Consider the following 15,899-nt stretch of genomic DNA (forward strand, 5'->3'; position numbering starts at 1 on the left):
GATTCCTCGCCATCCCATTCCTCCTTCATGACCTATTCTAAAATAGAAATTGGGCCACTCAGAAGGGGGCAGATCAGTTCGCTGCGTCCGAGACGATGCTCGCCTCAAACGGATTGGAGACGCTGCCGAGACCTATTTAATGCGAGCGTTTAAGCATGCAGGGCTTCGGCCGCTTCATATAGCGCTTTGGTCGGATGCGGCAGGATATGACATCAAGCTTCCGGGGCCCCCTATCGATAGAATAGAAGTGAAGGCTGCTAGTGCGGCAACACGCGGAAGTTTCAGATTGACGCGCAATGAATTTGAAAAATGCAAGCTTTTTCGAGAGGAATGGCGAGTCATACAGGTAGTATTTTCGAACTCTGCATTTATCGACGAGATAATTACTAATGATCATGTGCTGGCAGTGTATGAAATCAGCAATGAGGTCATAGTTGATCTCGCACCGGCAGATTCTGCTGGCTTTAAATGGACCGAGGCAGCTCAATTCAAACCACCTGCCGATGCGTGGCGTCCATTCGTGATCGCACCAGATCCGACGTTTTCGGCCCGAGGTTTTGGTGGATGAAGAGTTATTTTTCGGATGAAGCGCGGTCTTGGTTACCCTAAGCCGCTCAAGATTTTTTTCGGCCTGTGGAAATGATCGACCACTTCCAATGTCATTAAGGTGCGTCGTTGTTGAACCAGGTGGTCAGCTGACGCACGAGCGACGTAAAAAAATTCCTTGAGCAGCGTGATCGCACCTAAACAGTTGATGGCACGGCGATCCCTCCTGGCTTCGAACCAGCAACCTACTGATGCAAATAAGGGTCTGTAAGAGATTGCTTGAAGCCTCGCGACACCATTGAGACCCAAGGTAAGCGGTGTTGTCATGGCACTCTGGCGGTATGCATGAACTCGCGAACGCACGAAGCAGGGTGATCAATGATAATGTAGGTCAGATTACGATTCACGCGAACGGTCGTGCCACCGTGAAATCTGTCAATCATTGAAAATGTCTGATGTCTTAGGGCTGGAAGCTGGGGTCTACTGATTGAGAGAAGGGAATGATGAAGAAGGCCCTTTTCAAACCGATAGCACCCAAAGACGGAATCTGGTGCCCCTATGGGACCCAAGCGGAAGATATCAGAGGTACTCGTTGCGTTAAGTAACTGAAAATATGGTGCCGGCTACAGGATTCGAACCCGTGGCCCCCTGATTACAAACCCCGTCCGATTTTCTTAATCTGGGACTCAGCCGATTCTCTGATGCCCCGTTGGGACCCCAACGTGAGATAGAGTGGCATGGGTTTAGTATAAGTCATTGGAAAATGGTGCCGGCTACAAGATTCGAACTCGTGACCCCCTGATTACAAATCAGGTGCTCTACCAACTGAGCTAAGCCGGCTGACCGTGAGCGCGCCTTAATCTCACAACGCACCGAAAGTCCAGCCTTCGGTGCGCGCGATGTCGGGGGTGAGGGTGGGTGGGTGCCATAGATCGCGCTCTCCATGTACGCGCCGCAGCCAGGCGGCGGTCAGCAGTGCGTCGGAGGAGTGGTCGTCGATTGCGCCTGTCCCTTGCACCGGCGGCGAGCCGAGCGCGTCCAGTGCGTTGTTGAGGGCCTCATAGCTTCTGATCTTGGTCGCCGATCCCGTTATGCCGCCCAGCCGCGCGGCCATCGAGGTGTAGATCTCGGTCACGACTGAGCCTTCCTGCGGCAGTGGATCGACCGGCCAGACTGGTACTTTCCCGACCAGTCGATGGAGCATCCGCATCCCCGTTAGGCTCGATTTGCCGACTTGGGCTGCGCCGACGAGGTTGAAATTGCTCACCGGTCGCACGCCCTGCTGGCGCTGCGCGGCCTCGGCTACGCGGAAGCGGCCTTCGCGGGTGGCTGCGCCGGGGAGGAGGAAGCGGTCGCCTGTCGATCCCGCGCCGTGGCGGAAATAGCGCGAGGCCTCGGGATGGGTCACAAATCCGCCCGCTTCAAGGTGCTGATAACCTGCACATAACCCATCGATAAGCGCCCATAACCCGCGCGCATCGGCAGGCGAAGCGTCCCAATCGGGGAAGAACGCGCCAGCATCGGCAAAGGGCAGCGAAATGCCGAGGTCGAGACCGACCAGCGTTGCGCCCGGCAGATCGTGTAGCAGTGCCAGCACCTCGCTCCGCGCCCAGCCTTTGGGATCGGGCGGGGGGAGCAGCACTGGCGCGCCGCCCTCTGCCAGCGCCACCGCCACCGCGATGCCTTTCTGGCGCGGCCCCTTGGCACCCGACCAGTCGACGGCAAGGAAGTGGCTGAAGCGAGTCATCCCCGCTCGGCTCTGAGCTTGTCCCAGTAGTCGAGCCGTTTCTTCACCTCGCGCTCGAACCCGCGTGCCACGGGGGTGTAGAACTGCTCCGGCGCCATCTCCTCCGGCCAGTAATTGTCGCCCGAAAAGCCCTCGGGCGTGTCGTGGTCATAGGTGTAGCCTTTGCCGTAGCCGAGGCTTTCCATTAGCCCTGTCGCCGGGTTGACGATGTTCATCGGCGGCATGAGGCTGCCGGTCTCTTTCGCGCTTTTCCACGCCGCCTTTTGCGCGAGATAGACGGCGTTGGATTTGGGCGCGGTTGCCAGATAGAGGCACGCCTGCGCCAGCGCCAATTCACCCTCGGGTGAGCCGAGGAAGCGGTAGGCTTCCATCGCGGCCATGCATTGTGTCAGGGCGTGGGGATCGGCGAGGCCGATGTCCTCCACCGCCATCCGCACCAGCCTGCGGGCGAGGAACAGCGGCTCTTCGCCAGCGGTCAGCATCCGCGCGAGGTAGTACAGCGCCGCCTGCGGATCAGACCCGCGCACGGCTTTGTGCAAGGCGCTGATGAGGTTAAAATGCCCGTCGCGGTCCTTGTCATACACCGCCACGCGGCGTTGCAGGAAGCTGCCGAGCGCTGCGGGATCAAGCGGTTCAGGAAGGCACGCCGCATACAAAGTCTCGGCCTGACCCAGCAGGAACCGCCCGTCGCCATCGGCCTGCGCAATGAGCGCGGTGCGCGCTTCGGGGGTGACGGGGAGGGAGCCTTCCAAGTCCTCCGCCTTTTCGAGCAGCGCCGCCAGCGCGGCTTCGTCCAGCCGGTTCAGCACCAGCACCTGCGCGCGGCTCAGCAGCGCGGCGTTGAGGGCGAAGCTCGGGTTCTCGGTCGTCGCGCCGACCAGCGTCACCACCCCGCGCTCGACATAGGGGAGGAAACCATCCTGCTGCGCGCGGTTGAAGCGGTGGATCTCGTCCACGAACAACAGCGTCTTGCGCCCCGCACCCGCCATCTTCTCGGCCTCGGCAAAGGCTTTCTTCAAATCTGCCACGCCCGAGAACACCGCGCTGATCGCGACATAGCGCATCCCCACGGCATCGGCGAGCAGGCGGGCAATGCTGGTCTTGCCAGTGCCGGGCGGCCCCCACAGGATCATGCTGGCGAGCTTGCCCGCCGCCACCATCCGCCCGATCGCGCCTTCGGGGCCAGTCAGGTGCTCCTGCCCGACCACGTCGCCCAGCGAGGATGGACGCAGCCGGTCAGGCAGCGGCGCGTCACCTGCGGGCGCGGCAGACGGGGGCGGGGATGCATCTTGTCCGAACAGATCAGTCATTCATCGGGCGTGATAGGCCTGTCGGCGGAAAAGTGAAATCTCCTCAGGCGCACGCCTTGCAAAGATAGGTCTAAGATATATCTTGGATACATCGAAACGCACAAAGGAGCGTGACATGACGTGGAACAAATATGGTCGCGGCAATGGCTGGGACAAGCTCGGTGAAGCAATCGCGATGATGGCGATGAACGGCAATGCCAACATGGGCGGCCCGGCTTTCAAGGCGCGGTGGCGCTGGGACAGCGAGAGCGAAGGCGACCGTGACGGCGAAGGCGAAGAGCGCGGCCGCCGTCAGCGCCGCGGGCGGATGTTCGGCACCGGCGAATTGCGGCTCGCGCTGCTGGCACTGATCGCCGAAAACCCCTCGCACGGTTATGAACTGATCAAGGGCATCGAAGAGATGACCGGCGGCGCCTATGCCCCGAGCCCGGGCGCGGTCTATCCGACGCTGCAACTGCTCGAGGATGAAGGCGCCATTGCCGAGGCCGACGCCGAAGGCTCGAAAAAGCCTTACGCGGTCACTGCGCAGGGCGAGGCCGAGCTGGAGGAACGCAAGGTCGAAGTCGCCGAACTGCTGCGCCGCCTCGGTCGTCACGGGGAGCGCACCAGCACGGTCCGCTCGCACGATGTGTTCCGGGCGATGGGCAACCTCGGCTCGGTGCTCAAGAACCGCGCCAAGGCGGGCAAGCTTGACGAGGCCACCATCAACGAAATCGTCGACATGATCGACGAGATGGCCAAGCGCATCGAACGCCTGTGAGCTTGCGCAGCCGCGATTGCGATTAATGTAAGTTAGGAATACACTCTCCCCCGACCGGGTCGCGCCGGACGGGGGAGGGGCACCCATGAACGATACGACACTCGGCGCGGCCAAGGCGCCGTGGCACCTGTGGTTCATTGGCGGGCTGTCGCTGCTGTTCAATGCGATGGGTGTGATGAGCTACACCATGACCAAGCTCGACATGCTCGCCGAAGCCGGCATGACGGCGGATCAGATCGCTTTCATGGACGCCTATCCCGCCTGGGCCAGCGCGTTCTGGGCGCTTGGCGTGTGGGGGGCGTTTGCCGGATCGGTGCTGTTACTGCTGCGGTCGCGCTTCGCGGTCCCGGCGATGGTGGTGGCGACGATTGGCCTCGTCGGGACGACGGTTTACAATTATGGCCTGATTGAAGTGCCCGCTGCGATGGAAGCGCCTGCGCTCGACATCGCGATCTGGGCGGTGACGCTTTCGCTGCTGCTTTACGTCCGGCGGATGGCGGCTGCCGGAGTGCTCAAGTAACCCGCGCGCTGATCAGGCGGCCCGCGCTGTCTGCGCCGCGCGGCGTTCCTCAACCAGCCGGACGTAAGTTTCGGCGACGACCTGATTGATCGCCTCCCAGCTATATTCGCAGGCCCGCGTCTCACCCGCCGCGCCGTGCGCGATCCGCAGTGCCGGATCGGTGCAATAGGGGGCGAGGGCGGCGGCAAAGGCGGCGGCATCGCTGTCCTTGGCACCGGACGGCGCGACAAGGCGGCCGGTGACGCCATCGGCAACCAGACTGGCACTGCCGGTAGCCCCAGCGGCAACCACGGGCAGCCCGCTTGCCATTGCTTCCAGCGTGACGTTGCCGAAAGTCTCGGTGACGCTGGGGTTAAAGAACACGTCCCCGCTGGCGAGCGCCTGACCCAAAGCCTCACCGGTCTTGAACCCGGCAAAGATCCCGCCGGGCAAGTTCGCCTCGAACCAGCCGCGTGCCGGGCCGTCGCCGATCACCAGCACCTTGTGCGGTGCGCCAGCGGCGCGCAGGCGGACGATGGTTTCGGCGAAAACGTCGAGGCCTTTCTCCATCACCAGCCGCCCGAGGAAGACGATGGCGACGTCATCGTCGGCAAGACCAAGACTGCGGCGCCATTCGGGATCGCGGCGGGCGGAGGAGAAGATCGTGCGGTCCACGCCTCGGCTCCACAGCCCGATGCGGGTGTGCATTCCCATCGCCAGCAATTCGTCGATCATCGACTGCGACGGCGCCACCAGCGCATCGCAGCGATGGTAGAACCGCCGCAGACCCTTGACGATCAGCGGTTCGAGGAAAGCCATGTTGTAGTAGCGCGGATAGGTCTCGAACCGGGTGTGGACGCTGGCCAGCACCGGAATGCCATGCGCGCGCGCCCAGCGGAGCGCATTATGCGCGGCAGGATCGGGTGAGGACAGGTGGACAATGTTCGGCCCGAACTCGGCAAGGTCACGCTTCACCTCAGCGCCCAGATGGGTCGGCATCCGGTATTCGCCGCGCCCCTTCACCGGCATCGGCACATTGGGCAGGCCGACCAGATCACCCGTCGCCGGGAAATCGGGATTGGCGACTTTGGGCGAATAGACGCGCACCTTCGCGCCCTTGGCCAGCAGCGAGCCGACCAGACGGTTCAGCGCCTGATTCGCCCCGTCGCGGGTGTAGTTGTAGTTGCCACTGAACAGGGCAATGCGAAGATCGGAAATGTCCATGGAAAGGCCTGATTAGTAACATTTGCAGCGCTTGGCGAGGGGCTATCCCCGTGCCTGTATCCGCATTGGATGATTCATTCATTGACTTGTCACAGCCCGCCTCTAAAGCCGCCCACGGGCCACGCGGTCCCAACGCCGCGCGAGCTCTCTGCAAGGAGAGAATACATGACTGAGTATGCACGCGGGCTCGCACACGAGCCGACGCTTAAGCCTGAACGCCCCTTCTTTTCTTCGGGCCCCACGGCGAAATTCCCCGGCTGGTCGCTGGACACCCTCAAAACCGAAGTTCTCGGCCGGTCGCACCGTTCGGCGCTGGGCAAGGCGCGTCTGAAGTACGCGATTGACCTGAGCCGCGAACTGCTCGGCATCCCCGATGATTATCTGATCGGCATCATGCCCGCGTCCGACACTGGCGCGATTGAAGCCGCGATGTGGGCGATGCTCGATCCTGCGCGCCCGGTCACGGTCGCCGCGTGGGAGAGCTTTGGCAATATCTGGATCCAGGACGCGGTGAAGCAGCTCAAGTTGCCCAACCTGCAAGTCCTCACCGCCGATTATGGCGAGATCCCCGATCTCACCACCATCCCGCAGCGCAATGACGTGGTGTTCACCTGGAACGGCACGACCTCTGGCGCGATGATCCCGAACACCGACTGGTTGGAGCCAGGCCGCGAGGGCATCACCATCAACGACGCCACCAGCGCCATCTTCGCGCAGGAAATGGACTGGTCGAAGCTCGATGCGACGACCTATTCGTGGCAGAAGGTGATGGGTTCGGAAGCGCAGCACGGGATGCTGATCCTCAGCCCCAAGGCGGTTGCGCGCATTGAAAGCTACGATCCGCCGTGGCCGATGCCCAAGCTGTTCCGCATGAAGAAGGGCAACAAGATCAATCTCGGCATCTTCGCCGGGGAAACGATCAACACGCCTTCGATGCTGGCGACCGAAGATTACATCGCGGCGCTGGAATGGGCCAAGAGCATCGGTGGGCGCAAGGCGCTGGTCGAGCGGGCCAATGCCAACGCGAAGATCGTCAAGGACTGGATCGAGGCCACCCCGTGGCTGCGCAACATGGCGTCCGATCCGGCGAAGCAGACCAACACCGGCGTCTGCATGGTGTTCCAGGGCGAATGGTACGACAGCCTCTCGGATGACGAAAAGGCCGCCGTGCCCAAGAAGATCGTCAAGCTGCTCGAAGAACGCAACGTCGGCTTCGATTTCAACGGCTACCGCGACGCGCCGCCGTCCTTGCGCATCTGGTGCGGTTCGACCGTCGAGCAGGAGGACCTGAAGCGCCTGCTGCCGTGGATCGAATGGGCCTACGAGAAGGTCAAGAACGGCTGATCCAGCCATGCCTGTGCGCCCCCGCGAAGGCGGGGGCCTCATGCCTCCACGCACTTAAATCACTGCCTGAGGTCCCCGCCTGCGCGGGGACCCGCGGATGCCAAGGAATTCCCCATGACCCGTCCCAAAGTTCTCATTTCCGACAAAATGGACCCCAACGCCGCCCGCATTTTCGAAGAGCGCGGCTGCGATGTCGATGTCATTACCGGCGAAACGCCCGAGCAATTGATCGCCCGCATCGGCGAGTATGATGGCCTCGCGATCCGTTCCTCGACCAAGGTGACCAAGGCGATCCTTGATGCCGCGACCAATCTCAAGGTCATTGGCCGCGCGGGCATCGGCGTCGATAACGTCGATATCCCCTACGCCTCGTCCAAGGGCGTGGTGGTGATGAACACCCCGTTCGGCAACTCGATTACTACCGCCGAACACGCCATCGCGCTGATGTTCGCGCTCGCCCGCCAGATCCCGGAAGCCAATGCGCAGACGCAGGCGGGCAAGTGGCCCAAGAGCGGGTTCATGGGCGTGGAACTAACCGCCAAGACCCTCGGCCTGATCGGTGCCGGTAACATCGGCTCGATCGTCGCCACCCGCGCGCTCGGCCTCAAGATGAAGGTGATCGCCTATGATCCCTTCCTGACCGAGGAACGCGCCGTGGAAATGGGTGTCGAGAAGGTCGATCTCGACACGCTCCTGAGCCGCGCCGATTTCGTCACGCTGCACACGCCGCTGACCGAGGAAACCCGCAACATCCTCAGCCGCGAACGGCTGGAGAATGCCAAGAAGGGCATCCGCATCATCAACTGCGCCCGCGGCGGGTTGATCGATGAAGCGGCATTGAAGGACTGCCTCGAAAGCGGTCAGGTCGCCGGCGCAGCATTGGACGTGTTTGAAACCGAACCGCCCGCAGCCGATCACCCGCTGTTCGGTGCGCCGAACTTCATCTGCACCCCGCACCTTGGCGCGTCGACCACCGAAGCGCAGGTCAATGTCGCGCTGCAAGTGGCCGAGCAACTCGCCGATTACCTCGTCAATGGCGGCGTCACCAATGCGCTCAACGTGCCCTCGCTCTCGGCCGAGGAAGCGCCCAAGCTGCGCCCCTATATGTCTCTGGCGGAAAAGCTCGGCAGCCTTGTTGGCCAACTGGCGCACGGCAACCTGACCCACATCAGCATCGAGCGTGAAGGCGCGGCAGCTGACCTCAACGGCAAGCCGATCACCGCCGCCGTGCTGTCGGGCTTCATGCGCCGCTATTCGGACACGGTGAACATGGTCAACGCGCCGTTCCTCGCCAAGGAGCGCGGGCTTGATGTTAGCGAGATCCGCCACGACCGCGACGGCGCGTTCAACACGCTGGTCCGCGTGACGGTGGAAACCGCGCAGGGCCCGCGTTCGGTCGCGGGCACTTTGTTCGGGACAGAATCGCCGCGTCTCGTCGAAATCTTCGGCATCGGGATCGAGGCGGAACTGTCGGGCCACATGCTCTACATCGTCAATGACGACAAGCCGGGCTTCATCGGCCGCATCGGCACGCTGCTGGGCGCGCGCGGGATCAATATCGGCACCTTCAACCTCGGCCGCCGCGAAGCGGGCGGGGAAGCGGTGTTGCTCTTGAGCCTCGACGAAGCCCTGACGCCTGAAGTGATCGCTGAAGCCGAGAAGGTTGAAGGCGTGAAGCTGGTCAAGGCTTTGGCGTTTTAGTCTCTCGCGGGAGGCTGGCTACGCCACCTTCCCTCCGAGGGGCGGCCGACCGGCCGGCGGGCAGTCGCCCTTGCGGTTCGCTGTGCGAACCGATTGGCCAAGCAAGGCTTGCAATTCATCGTCACCCCGGCGAAGGCCGGGGCCCAGAGGCGAGGGTTGGGACTGGATCCCGGCCTTCGCCGGGATGACGAGAATTTGCCCATGACCCAACCCAACGACCTCCTCCCCGAAGGCCTCGAAGACCGCCTGCCGCTCGAAGCCGCGCGGATCACGGCGATGATGCGCGCTTGCCTCGATGTGCTGGATGCGCATGGCTATGACCGGGTGCGCCCGCCGCTGCTCGAATTCGAAGCGTCGCTTGCAGGCCGGATGGCCGGGGCCGTTGCAGGCGAGGCGCGGGCGATGTTCCGCTTTGTCGATCCAGCGAGCCTGCGCACCCTTGCGCTGCGCTCGGACATGACCCCGCAGGTCGGACGGATCGCCGCCACCAGCCTCAAGACCGCCGCCCGCCCGCTGCGCCTCGCCTATTGCGGCGACACCGTGGTGATCAAGGCGAGCCAGCTCGATCCCGCGCGCGAGCGCCTGCAACTGGGCGCCGAGCTGATTGGGTCGGATTCGGTCGCGGCGGCCAGTGAAGCGGTGATGCTTGCGGTCGATGCGCTCACCGCGGCAGGACTCACTGGCATCTCGGTTGATTTCACGCTGCCCGACCTCGTCGATACGCTGTCGGCCAAGGCCTTCCCCCTGTCCGACGGCCAGATCGAAGCGGTGCGGCGCGAGCTGGATACCAAGGATGCAGGTGGGTTGAAGGCAGCGGGCGGCGCGGCCTATCTGCCGCTGCTCTACGCGACCGGGCCCTTCGAAACGGCGCTCGCAGCCCTTCGCGACGTTGACGCGGGCGGCGCGCTCAAGTCGCGGCTCGACGGGCTGGAGGCGATTGCCGCGCACATCGGCGATGCGGCCCGCATCACGCTCGACCCGACCGAGCGTCACGGGTTCGAATACCAGTCATGGTTCGGCTTCACACTTTATGCCGAGGGTCTGCGCCGCGCGGCCGGGCGCGGCGGCACCTACCGCATCGCAGGCAGCGATGAGGCCGCGACCGGCTTCACGCTCTATCTCGACCGCTTGGCCGACGCAGCCCCTCAGCCCGAGGCGGCGCGCACCTGCTACCTCCCGCTCGGCCATGACCGCGCGGCGGCGGCAAAGCTTCGGGCAGAAGGCTGGCGCACGCGGGCGCAGCTGGCCGAGGGCGAAGACGCACCGGCACTGCGCTGCGGCTACATCCTCACAGCCACTGGCCCCGTCGAACTGGAGCAGCCCTGATGACCGATGCACCCAAGGCCATCACGCTCGAAAACGATCCCCTCGCGGCCTATTGCTTCTCGCCCGCGTGGCAGGTTGGCGGTCTGCTGTTCCTGTCCGGGCAGGCGAGTATCGGCGCGGATGGCAGCATCGTGGGCGAGGGCGATTTCGACGCGCAGCTGGCGCAGACCTTCGCCAATATCGAGCGCGTGTTGGCGGCTGGCGGCAGTGACCTGTCCAAGGTGGTCAAGGTCACGATCTACCTCACCGACATGGCGAACTTCCCCAAGATCGTGGAAGCGCGCCAACGCTGGTTCACGCCGCCCTATCCGGCAGACACGACGGTGGAGGTGAAGGGGCTGGCGCTGCCCGAACTCATGGTCGAGATCGACGTCATCGCGAGCTTATGACGACTACCCCGTCCCGGGCCTGACCCGGGACCCAGCTGCCTCATCAAGCGGGGCAGGAAAGCGGGGTCCCGGATCAGGTCCGGGACGGGGATAGGTCTTTATCCCAACACTTTCTTCAGCCACGCATCCATCACTGGGGTGGCCGGATAGTCCGGCTCGCCCAGCTTGCGGTTGATCTCCATGTGCCCGCGCAGGCCTTCACCGGGAAAGCTGCCCACCTCGACCGCCGTGCCAGCGCGCCGCAGGGCTTCGGCCAGCGCCGTGTTCTGCGCCACGCCATCCTCGCGCTGGACATGGGTCAGCAGGAAGGCGGGCGCATTGGGCGCGGATGCGTGGGCGGTGGGGGAGAGTGCCCGCTGGCGTGCGGGATCGGTGCCGAACGCCTCCTTGTACGTGCCAGCCATAAACCGTCCGGCCTGTGCGACCTGTTTCGCCACGTCATAGGCCGCGCCGTCATTGGGCATCACCCCGTCGATATCGGCGAAGCTGAGGCCAACGGCGCGCAGATAGCGCTCGTCCGTCCCCACCAGCGCCACCAGATGCGCGCCCGCGCTATGGCCGGTCAGCACCACGCGGCTGCGATCAATGCCGAGCGCGTCCGCTCGCTTCAGCAGATAGGCGAGCGCGGCGGCGACATCCGCCGCCTGCTGTTCGACCGTAGCAGCCGGAACGAGGCGGTAATCGATCGAGGCAAAGGCATAGCCCTGCGCCAGCATATGTCCCGGCAGCGCGCGACCCACGGCGTTGCTTTTCGAACCGCGCTTCCACCCGCCGCCATGGACGAACAGCACCAGCGGCGCCCCCTTGGCGCCTTCTGGCACCCATAGGTCGAGCCCCTGAAGCGCATCGCTGCCATAGGCCAATGTCTGCGGTGCGAACGCCTGAGCCGCCGCGCCGCCACCGCGCTCTCCGCCGCGCGCTTCCATCCGCGTGCGCAGTTCGGACTGGCAGCCATCCGACAGCTCGGCATATTTTTCGCGTAGACAGCTGCGCATCTGGCTCCGATCGCTCCCGCATAGGGCAACGATCTCGGCGCGGCATTCCCCTGCGATCCGCTCGCCCCCGCGCCGCTGCTGGGCGAGGATCGGGCTGGCCAGCACGGCGAGCGCTCCGGCGGCGATCAGGGCTTTGGCGGGGGTGTTCATGGGCAATATCCTTGTGAATTGTCTTCCGCTCAACGACGCCGCCCGCAAAACCCTTCGCGCCCGGCCCCGACCCTTGCCACTCCCGCCCCAAACGCCTAGGCCCCGCGCGGCTTTTCTCGCCACCAATTTACAAGGATACACATGGCCAACGTCACCGTGATCGGCGCCCAGTGGGGCGATGAGGGCAAGGGCAAGATCGTCGACTGGCTCGCCAGCCGCGCCGATGTGGTCGTGCGCTTCCAGGGCGGGCACAATGCCGGCCACACGCTGGTGATTGACGGCAAGACCTACAAGCTTTCGCTGCTCCCGTCGGGCATCGTGTCGGGCACGCTGTCGGTGATCGGCAATGGCGTGGTTCTGGATCCCTGGGCCTTGCGTGAAGAGGTCGCCAAGGTCGAAGGGCAGGGCGTTTCGATCACGGACGAGAACCTCGCGATCGCGGATAACTGCCCGCTGATCCTGCCGCTCCACCGCGACCTTGATGGCCTGCGCGAAACTGCGGCGGGCAAGGGCAAGATCGGCACCACCGGACGCGGCATCGGCCCGGCTTACGAAGACAAGGTCGGCCGCCGCGCGATCCGCGTGTGCGACTTGGCGCATCTCGATACGCTCGAACCGCAGCTCGATCGCCTCTGCGCCCATCATGATGCGCTGCGGGCGGGCTTCGGTCAGCCCCCGGTGGACCGTGCCGCGCTGCTCGAAGAACTGCGCGCAATCGCGCCGTTCGTGCTGAAATTCGCCCAGCCGGTGTGGAAGCGCCTCAAGAAGGTGCGCCGCGCGGGGGCCAAGATCCTGTTCGAAGGCGCGCAGGGCGTGCTGCTCGATGTCGATCACGGCACCTATCCCTTTGTCACCTCGTCGAACACGGTGAGCGGTACGGCGGCTTCGGGTAGCGGTCTTGGCCCCAATTCGACCGGCTATGTGCTCGGCATCGTCAAGGCCTACACCACCCGCGTCGGCTCCGGCCCCTTCCCCACGGAACTGGAAGACGACATCGGCCAAAGGCTGGGTGAGCGCGGACATGAATTCGGCACCGTTACCGGCCGCAAGCGCCGCGTCGGCTGGTTCGATGCCGTACTGGTGCGCCAGTCTTGCGCGATCTCTGGCGTCACCGGCATCGCGCTCACCAAGATCGACGTGCTCGACGGGCTCGACCGGGTCAGCATCTGCACCGGCTATCGCCTACACGGGAAGGTCTACGATTACCTCCCCAGCCACGCCGCTGATCAGGCCGCGTGCGAGCCGATCTATGAAGACATGCCCGGCTGGCACGAGAGCACCGCGGGCGCGCGTTCCTATGCCGATCTCCCCGCCAACGCGATCAAGTATATCCAGCGTATCCAGGAACTGATCGAATGCCCGGTGGCGCTGGTCTCGACCTCGCCGGAACGCGACGACACGATCCTGATGCGCGATCCCTTCGTCGACTAGGCCGTTTGTGGATTGATAGCAGGGGCGGGGCAGGGTTATCCTTCCGGGGATGAACCGCCTCGCGCTCCTGCCCCTCCTCGCGCTCGCCGCCTGCGCCAACCCGCCCGTGAAGCAGGCCGAGGCACCATCCTCCCAGCCGTCGCTGGCGCGCGAGGCGGCGCGGATCGTGCCGGAGCGTCGCTTTTCCACCGTCGATTACCTCATCGTCGACAAATCCGAGCGGCTGATGATCGCCTATGCGGGCGGTCAGCCGGTCAAGGCATGGCGCGGCCTGCAATTCGGCGACGCGCCGTCCGGGCACAAGCAGTTTGAAGGCGACGAACGCACGCCCGAAGGCCGCTATGTGATCGAAGGCCGCAATCCCGGCAGCGCCTATCATCTGAGCCTGAAGGTCTCCTACCCCAACCCCGCAGATCGCGCCTTCGCGAGGGAATATGGCCGCTCGCCCGGAGGTGACATCTTCCTCCACGGCCAGCCCAATGCCTTGCCGATGGGGCGAATGCCGGGCGACTGGACCGACGGCTGCATCGCCTTTTCCAACGACGAAATCGAGGAACTGTGGCGGATCGTTCCGGATGGCACGGTGATCGAAATTCGCCCATAATACGCAGATTTACTTGACCTGATCCGTTTTTGTTCTACACACGTTCCAACATTGTTGGAGTCGCACTGATGTTGAACGATGCTGCCGATCTGGCCGATTTTTCCTATGACATCGCTGACGACGGATCGGGCCTGCCTGCCCGCGTGGCGATCTTTGCCGAGGATGAAGGCTTGCGCCGCCAGATCGGCGCGGACCTTGGCGGGGCAGGGTTTCGCAGCATTGATGGCGGGTCGCTGCGGTCGCTGCTCGATGGGCCGATTGCCCTGCTAGGTGACGTTGTGGTGGTCGATTGCGCAGTGGTTGGCGCGCGCGGGATCGACGGGATGATGCTGGCGGGCCTTGCGCGGCTCGATATGCGGGTGGCGCGGTCCGGGGCAAAGCTGATCGTCGCGACCACTCTCGCTGGGCTCGATGATGTCTTTGCGGTGCTCGATCAGTCCAATCCGCACATTCTGATCGCGCCCAGCCGCGCCGAACGGTTGATCGCGGTGGGGCGGGTGATGGGGGAAGCGGGCGCGGCTCGCTTGCGTGAAATGGGTGAGGAAGACCGCGTGGCCTTGCTGCGCCTGTCGCAGCAGGTCGAAGCGATTGCCCATTCGCTCGACCGGCTGAGCCACGGTGCCGCAGTGTTCGCGCCGAAGCTGGGCGAGCACAAACGGGATTATCACGCGCCCGAGGCTGGTTTGGTCAGCGGTTTTGGTGTTGCGCAGCCGCCGTTGCCCGATCCGCAGATGGTGCGACAAATGATCGCCAACCGTCAGGCACGCGCGCGGTTCTTCGATCCTGCGCTTTTCGGTGATCCGGCATGGGACATGCTGCTCGACCTGACCGCTGCCCATGGCGAAGGCGCGCAGGTCTCGGTCACGTCGCTGTGCATCGCGGCAGGCGTCCCGGCGACGACGGCGCTGCGCTGGCTGACCCAGATGGTCGAAAGCGGGATATTCCAGCGCGTGCCCGATCCGGCGGACCGCCGCCGCGCTTTCATCGCGCTGAGTGACAAGGCAATCGCGGCGATGTCCGCCTATTTCGCCAGCCTGCGTGCGCCGGTGTTGCAGGCCGCCTAGGAGCCCGTTTCAGGCGCGGCAGGCCGCCACCGCAGGATCAGGGTAAGGCCCGGCCCGTTGGCGCTGCCTTCGCGCATAGGCTCGCGCGCCGCATCGGCCCGGGCGCGGGCCAGAATGGCGGACGGAACCGCGCCGTCGATCAGCAGGACATCCGCTTCACCCAGCAGGCGCGCTTGCCTCAGGGTCAGGTCCTCCGGGTCTGCGCTGGTGAGGGTAACGTCGAAGATCGCACCGGACGCGGGAAGTGCCATGTCCTCCACCCAATCATCAACCTTCCGAAAAGACGCCGGATCAAACGGATCAAGCGCACCGCCCTCGCGCAGCGCCGCATCCACCGCCCGCCGCCGGTCGGGGCCCTCGGGAAACTTCACCCGCAGGGCAGGCCGTGCTGCCTCCAGAGCCTTGGCGAGTAGGCCCAGGGTCTCAGGCAGCACCCGCTCCAGCCGCAGCCGCACATGCTTCGCCAGCCCCGCAGACGCTCCGCCGGTGCCAATCGCCACCAGCAGCGGATCACGGTCGAGGATCGAGGGCGTGGTAAAATCGCACAATTCCGGCCGGTCGACGACATTGACCAGCATTCCGGCACACCGCGCATTGATCGCCGCGACCTCGCAAGCCCGCGGGTCATCATAGGCGATGAAGGCGAGCCGCACCCCCTCATCCACCGCGCGGGCGAGATCATCGACAATCACGCCGCCCGCCCGTTCGACCAGCCGCCGCTTGGGTTCCGCCGCCGGGCCATCGCCCAGCACCAGCACGCTCTGTCCAGCGATCTGGTGAAACAGCGGCAGGCTGGCGATCTGGCTCAT

16 protein-coding genes and 1 tRNA gene are annotated in these 15,899 nt (G+C 64.3%); 10 read left to right on the plus strand and 7 right to left on the minus strand.

Going from position 1 to position 15,899, the window contains the following annotated elements:
* The first annotated feature begins 139 nt into the window (after positions 1–139).
* On the plus strand, positions 140–568 hold the full coding sequence (locus tag GRI59_RS14915) for a protein NO VEIN domain-containing protein (RefSeq protein WP_160762052.1): 429 nt from the start codon (positions 140–142) through the stop codon (positions 566–568).
* A 32-nt stretch (positions 569–600) separates the two neighbouring features.
* Here GRI59_RS14915 and GRI59_RS14920 read toward each other — a convergent pair whose 3' ends face one another.
* The 4 genes from GRI59_RS14920 to GRI59_RS14935 form a co-directional block, all read right to left on the minus strand.
* Positions 601–873: a hypothetical protein gene (locus GRI59_RS14920; RefSeq protein ID WP_160762053.1), complete on the minus strand. Its 273-nt coding sequence runs from the start codon at positions 871–873 to the stop codon at positions 601–603.
* 437 nt (positions 874–1,310) lie between these two features.
* Positions 1,311–1,386 (minus strand) — tRNA-Thr (locus GRI59_RS14925).
* Positions 1,387–1,408: 22 nt separating this feature from the next.
* Entirely contained in the window at positions 1,409–2,293 is an 885-nt protein-coding gene (locus GRI59_RS14930; protein WP_160762054.1) for a hypothetical protein, read from the minus strand.
* Positions 2,290–3,603, minus strand: a complete 1,314-nt coding sequence (locus GRI59_RS14935) for a replication-associated recombination protein A (protein ID WP_160762055.1) — start codon at positions 3,601–3,603, stop codon at positions 2,290–2,292. The genes GRI59_RS14930 and GRI59_RS14935 overlap by 4 nt, the downstream gene beginning before the upstream one ends.
* A 115-nt stretch (positions 3,604–3,718) precedes the next feature.
* Between GRI59_RS14935 and GRI59_RS14940 the strand changes: the two genes are divergently transcribed.
* Positions 3,719–4,363: a PadR family transcriptional regulator gene (locus GRI59_RS14940; RefSeq protein WP_160762056.1), complete on the plus strand. Its 645-nt coding sequence runs from the start codon at positions 3,719–3,721 to the stop codon at positions 4,361–4,363.
* An 85-nt stretch (positions 4,364–4,448) separates the two neighbouring features.
* Positions 4,449–4,883 (plus strand): hypothetical protein, encoded by a 435-nt coding sequence (locus GRI59_RS14945; RefSeq protein WP_160762057.1) that lies wholly within the window; start codon positions 4,449–4,451, stop codon positions 4,881–4,883.
* 12 nt (positions 4,884–4,895) lie between these two features.
* Here the strand turns inward: GRI59_RS14945 and GRI59_RS14950 are convergent, their stop codons facing one another.
* A complete protein-coding gene (locus tag GRI59_RS14950; RefSeq protein WP_160762058.1) occupies positions 4,896–6,086 on the minus strand; it encodes a glycosyltransferase family 4 protein in 1,191 nt (396 codons plus the stop codon).
* A 165-nt stretch (positions 6,087–6,251) separates the two neighbouring features.
* Between GRI59_RS14950 and GRI59_RS14955 the strand changes: the two genes are divergently transcribed.
* The 4 genes from GRI59_RS14955 to GRI59_RS14970 all read left to right on the plus strand — a co-directional run bounded on the left by GRI59_RS14955 (position 6,252) and on the right by GRI59_RS14970 (position 10,846).
* A complete protein-coding gene (locus GRI59_RS14955) occupies positions 6,252–7,430 on the plus strand; it encodes a phosphoserine transaminase (protein ID WP_160762059.1) in 1,179 nt (392 codons plus the stop codon).
* A gap of 114 nt (positions 7,431–7,544) precedes the next feature.
* Entirely contained in the window at positions 7,545–9,131 is a 1,587-nt protein-coding gene (serA, locus tag GRI59_RS14960) for a phosphoglycerate dehydrogenase (RefSeq protein ID WP_160762060.1), read from the plus strand.
* Positions 9,132–9,332: 201 nt separating this feature from the next.
* Positions 9,333–10,457, plus strand: coding sequence for an ATP phosphoribosyltransferase regulatory subunit (locus GRI59_RS14965; protein ID WP_160762061.1), 1,125 nt, complete (start codon positions 9,333–9,335; stop codon positions 10,455–10,457).
* Positions 10,457–10,846: a RidA family protein gene (locus tag GRI59_RS14970; RefSeq protein ID WP_160762062.1), complete on the plus strand. Its 390-nt coding sequence runs from the start codon at positions 10,457–10,459 to the stop codon at positions 10,844–10,846. Before GRI59_RS14965 ends, GRI59_RS14970 begins: the two co-directional genes overlap by 1 nt.
* 98 nt (positions 10,847–10,944) lie before the next feature.
* Here GRI59_RS14970 and GRI59_RS14975 read toward each other — a convergent pair whose 3' ends face one another.
* Positions 10,945–11,772 (minus strand): alpha/beta hydrolase, encoded by an 828-nt coding sequence (locus GRI59_RS14975; protein WP_237440881.1) that lies wholly within the window; start codon positions 11,770–11,772, stop codon positions 10,945–10,947.
* A gap of 360 nt (positions 11,773–12,132) precedes the next feature.
* Here GRI59_RS14975 and GRI59_RS14980 point away from each other — a divergent pair, with 360 nt between their 5' ends.
* From GRI59_RS14980 to GRI59_RS14990, 3 genes are all read left to right on the plus strand, one after another.
* A complete protein-coding gene (locus GRI59_RS14980; protein ID WP_160762064.1) occupies positions 12,133–13,422 on the plus strand; it encodes an adenylosuccinate synthase in 1,290 nt (429 codons plus the stop codon).
* 49 nt (positions 13,423–13,471) lie between these two features.
* Positions 13,472–14,026 carry a L,D-transpeptidase family protein gene (locus GRI59_RS14985; RefSeq protein WP_160762065.1) on the plus strand — a complete coding sequence of 185 codons (555 nt, stop codon included), beginning with the start codon at positions 13,472–13,474 and terminating at the stop codon, positions 14,024–14,026.
* A gap of 68 nt (positions 14,027–14,094) precedes the next feature.
* Positions 14,095–15,090 carry a helix-turn-helix domain-containing protein gene (locus GRI59_RS14990; RefSeq protein WP_160762066.1) on the plus strand — a complete coding sequence of 332 codons (996 nt, stop codon included), beginning with the start codon at positions 14,095–14,097 and terminating at the stop codon, positions 15,088–15,090.
* On the opposite strand, the gene GRI59_RS14995 is transcribed toward GRI59_RS14990, so the two are convergent.
* Positions 15,087–15,899: a precorrin-2 dehydrogenase/sirohydrochlorin ferrochelatase family protein gene (locus GRI59_RS14995; protein ID WP_160762067.1), complete on the minus strand. Its 813-nt coding sequence runs from the start codon at positions 15,897–15,899 to the stop codon at positions 15,087–15,089. The genes GRI59_RS14990 and GRI59_RS14995 overlap by 4 nt on opposite strands.

The organism is Erythrobacter ramosus (genome assembly GCF_009828055.1).
Lineage (GTDB): Bacteria > Pseudomonadota > Alphaproteobacteria > Sphingomonadales > Sphingomonadaceae > Erythrobacter > Erythrobacter ramosus.

Excerpts from the sequence above, each read along its gene's own strand:
- GRI59_RS14945 (WP_160762057.1), top strand. The coding sequence starts at position 4,449 with ATGAACGATACGACACTCGGCGCGGCCAAGGCGCCGTGGCACCTGTGG.
- GRI59_RS14940 (WP_160762056.1), top strand. The coding sequence starts at position 3,719 with ATGACGTGGAACAAATATGGTCGCGGCAATGGCTGGGACAAGCTCGGT.
- GRI59_RS14930 (WP_160762054.1), bottom strand. The coding sequence starts at position 2,293 with ATGACTCGCTTCAGCCACTTCCTTGCCGTCGACTGGTCGGGTGCCAAG.
- GRI59_RS14975 (WP_237440881.1), bottom strand. The coding sequence starts at position 11,772 with ATGGAAGCGCGCGGCGGAGAGCGCGGTGGCGGCGCGGCGGCTCAGGCG.
- GRI59_RS14935 (WP_160762055.1), bottom strand. The coding sequence starts at position 3,603 with ATGACTGATCTGTTCGGACAAGATGCATCCCCGCCCCCGTCTGCCGCG.
- GRI59_RS14965 (WP_160762061.1), top strand. The coding sequence starts at position 9,333 with ATGACCCAACCCAACGACCTCCTCCCCGAAGGCCTCGAAGACCGCCTG.
- GRI59_RS14950 (WP_160762058.1), bottom strand. The coding sequence starts at position 6,086 with ATGGACATTTCCGATCTTCGCATTGCCCTGTTCAGTGGCAACTACAAC.
- GRI59_RS14990 (WP_160762066.1), top strand. The coding sequence starts at position 14,095 with ATGTTGAACGATGCTGCCGATCTGGCCGATTTTTCCTATGACATCGCT.
- GRI59_RS14955 (WP_160762059.1), top strand. The coding sequence starts at position 6,252 with ATGACTGAGTATGCACGCGGGCTCGCACACGAGCCGACGCTTAAGCCT.
- serA (WP_160762060.1), top strand. The coding sequence starts at position 7,545 with ATGACCCGTCCCAAAGTTCTCATTTCCGACAAAATGGACCCCAACGCC.
- GRI59_RS14980 (WP_160762064.1), top strand. The coding sequence starts at position 12,133 with ATGGCCAACGTCACCGTGATCGGCGCCCAGTGGGGCGATGAGGGCAAG.
- GRI59_RS14920 (WP_160762053.1), bottom strand. The coding sequence starts at position 873 with ATGACAACACCGCTTACCTTGGGTCTCAATGGTGTCGCGAGGCTTCAA.
- GRI59_RS14995 (WP_160762067.1), bottom strand. The coding sequence starts at position 15,899 with ATGAGCCAGATCGCCAGCCTGCCGCTGTTTCACCAGATCGCTGGACAG.
- GRI59_RS14915 (WP_160762052.1), top strand. The coding sequence starts at position 140 with ATGCGAGCGTTTAAGCATGCAGGGCTTCGGCCGCTTCATATAGCGCTT.
- GRI59_RS14970 (WP_160762062.1), top strand. The coding sequence starts at position 10,457 with ATGACCGATGCACCCAAGGCCATCACGCTCGAAAACGATCCCCTCGCG.
- GRI59_RS14985 (WP_160762065.1), top strand. The coding sequence starts at position 13,472 with ATGAACCGCCTCGCGCTCCTGCCCCTCCTCGCGCTCGCCGCCTGCGCC.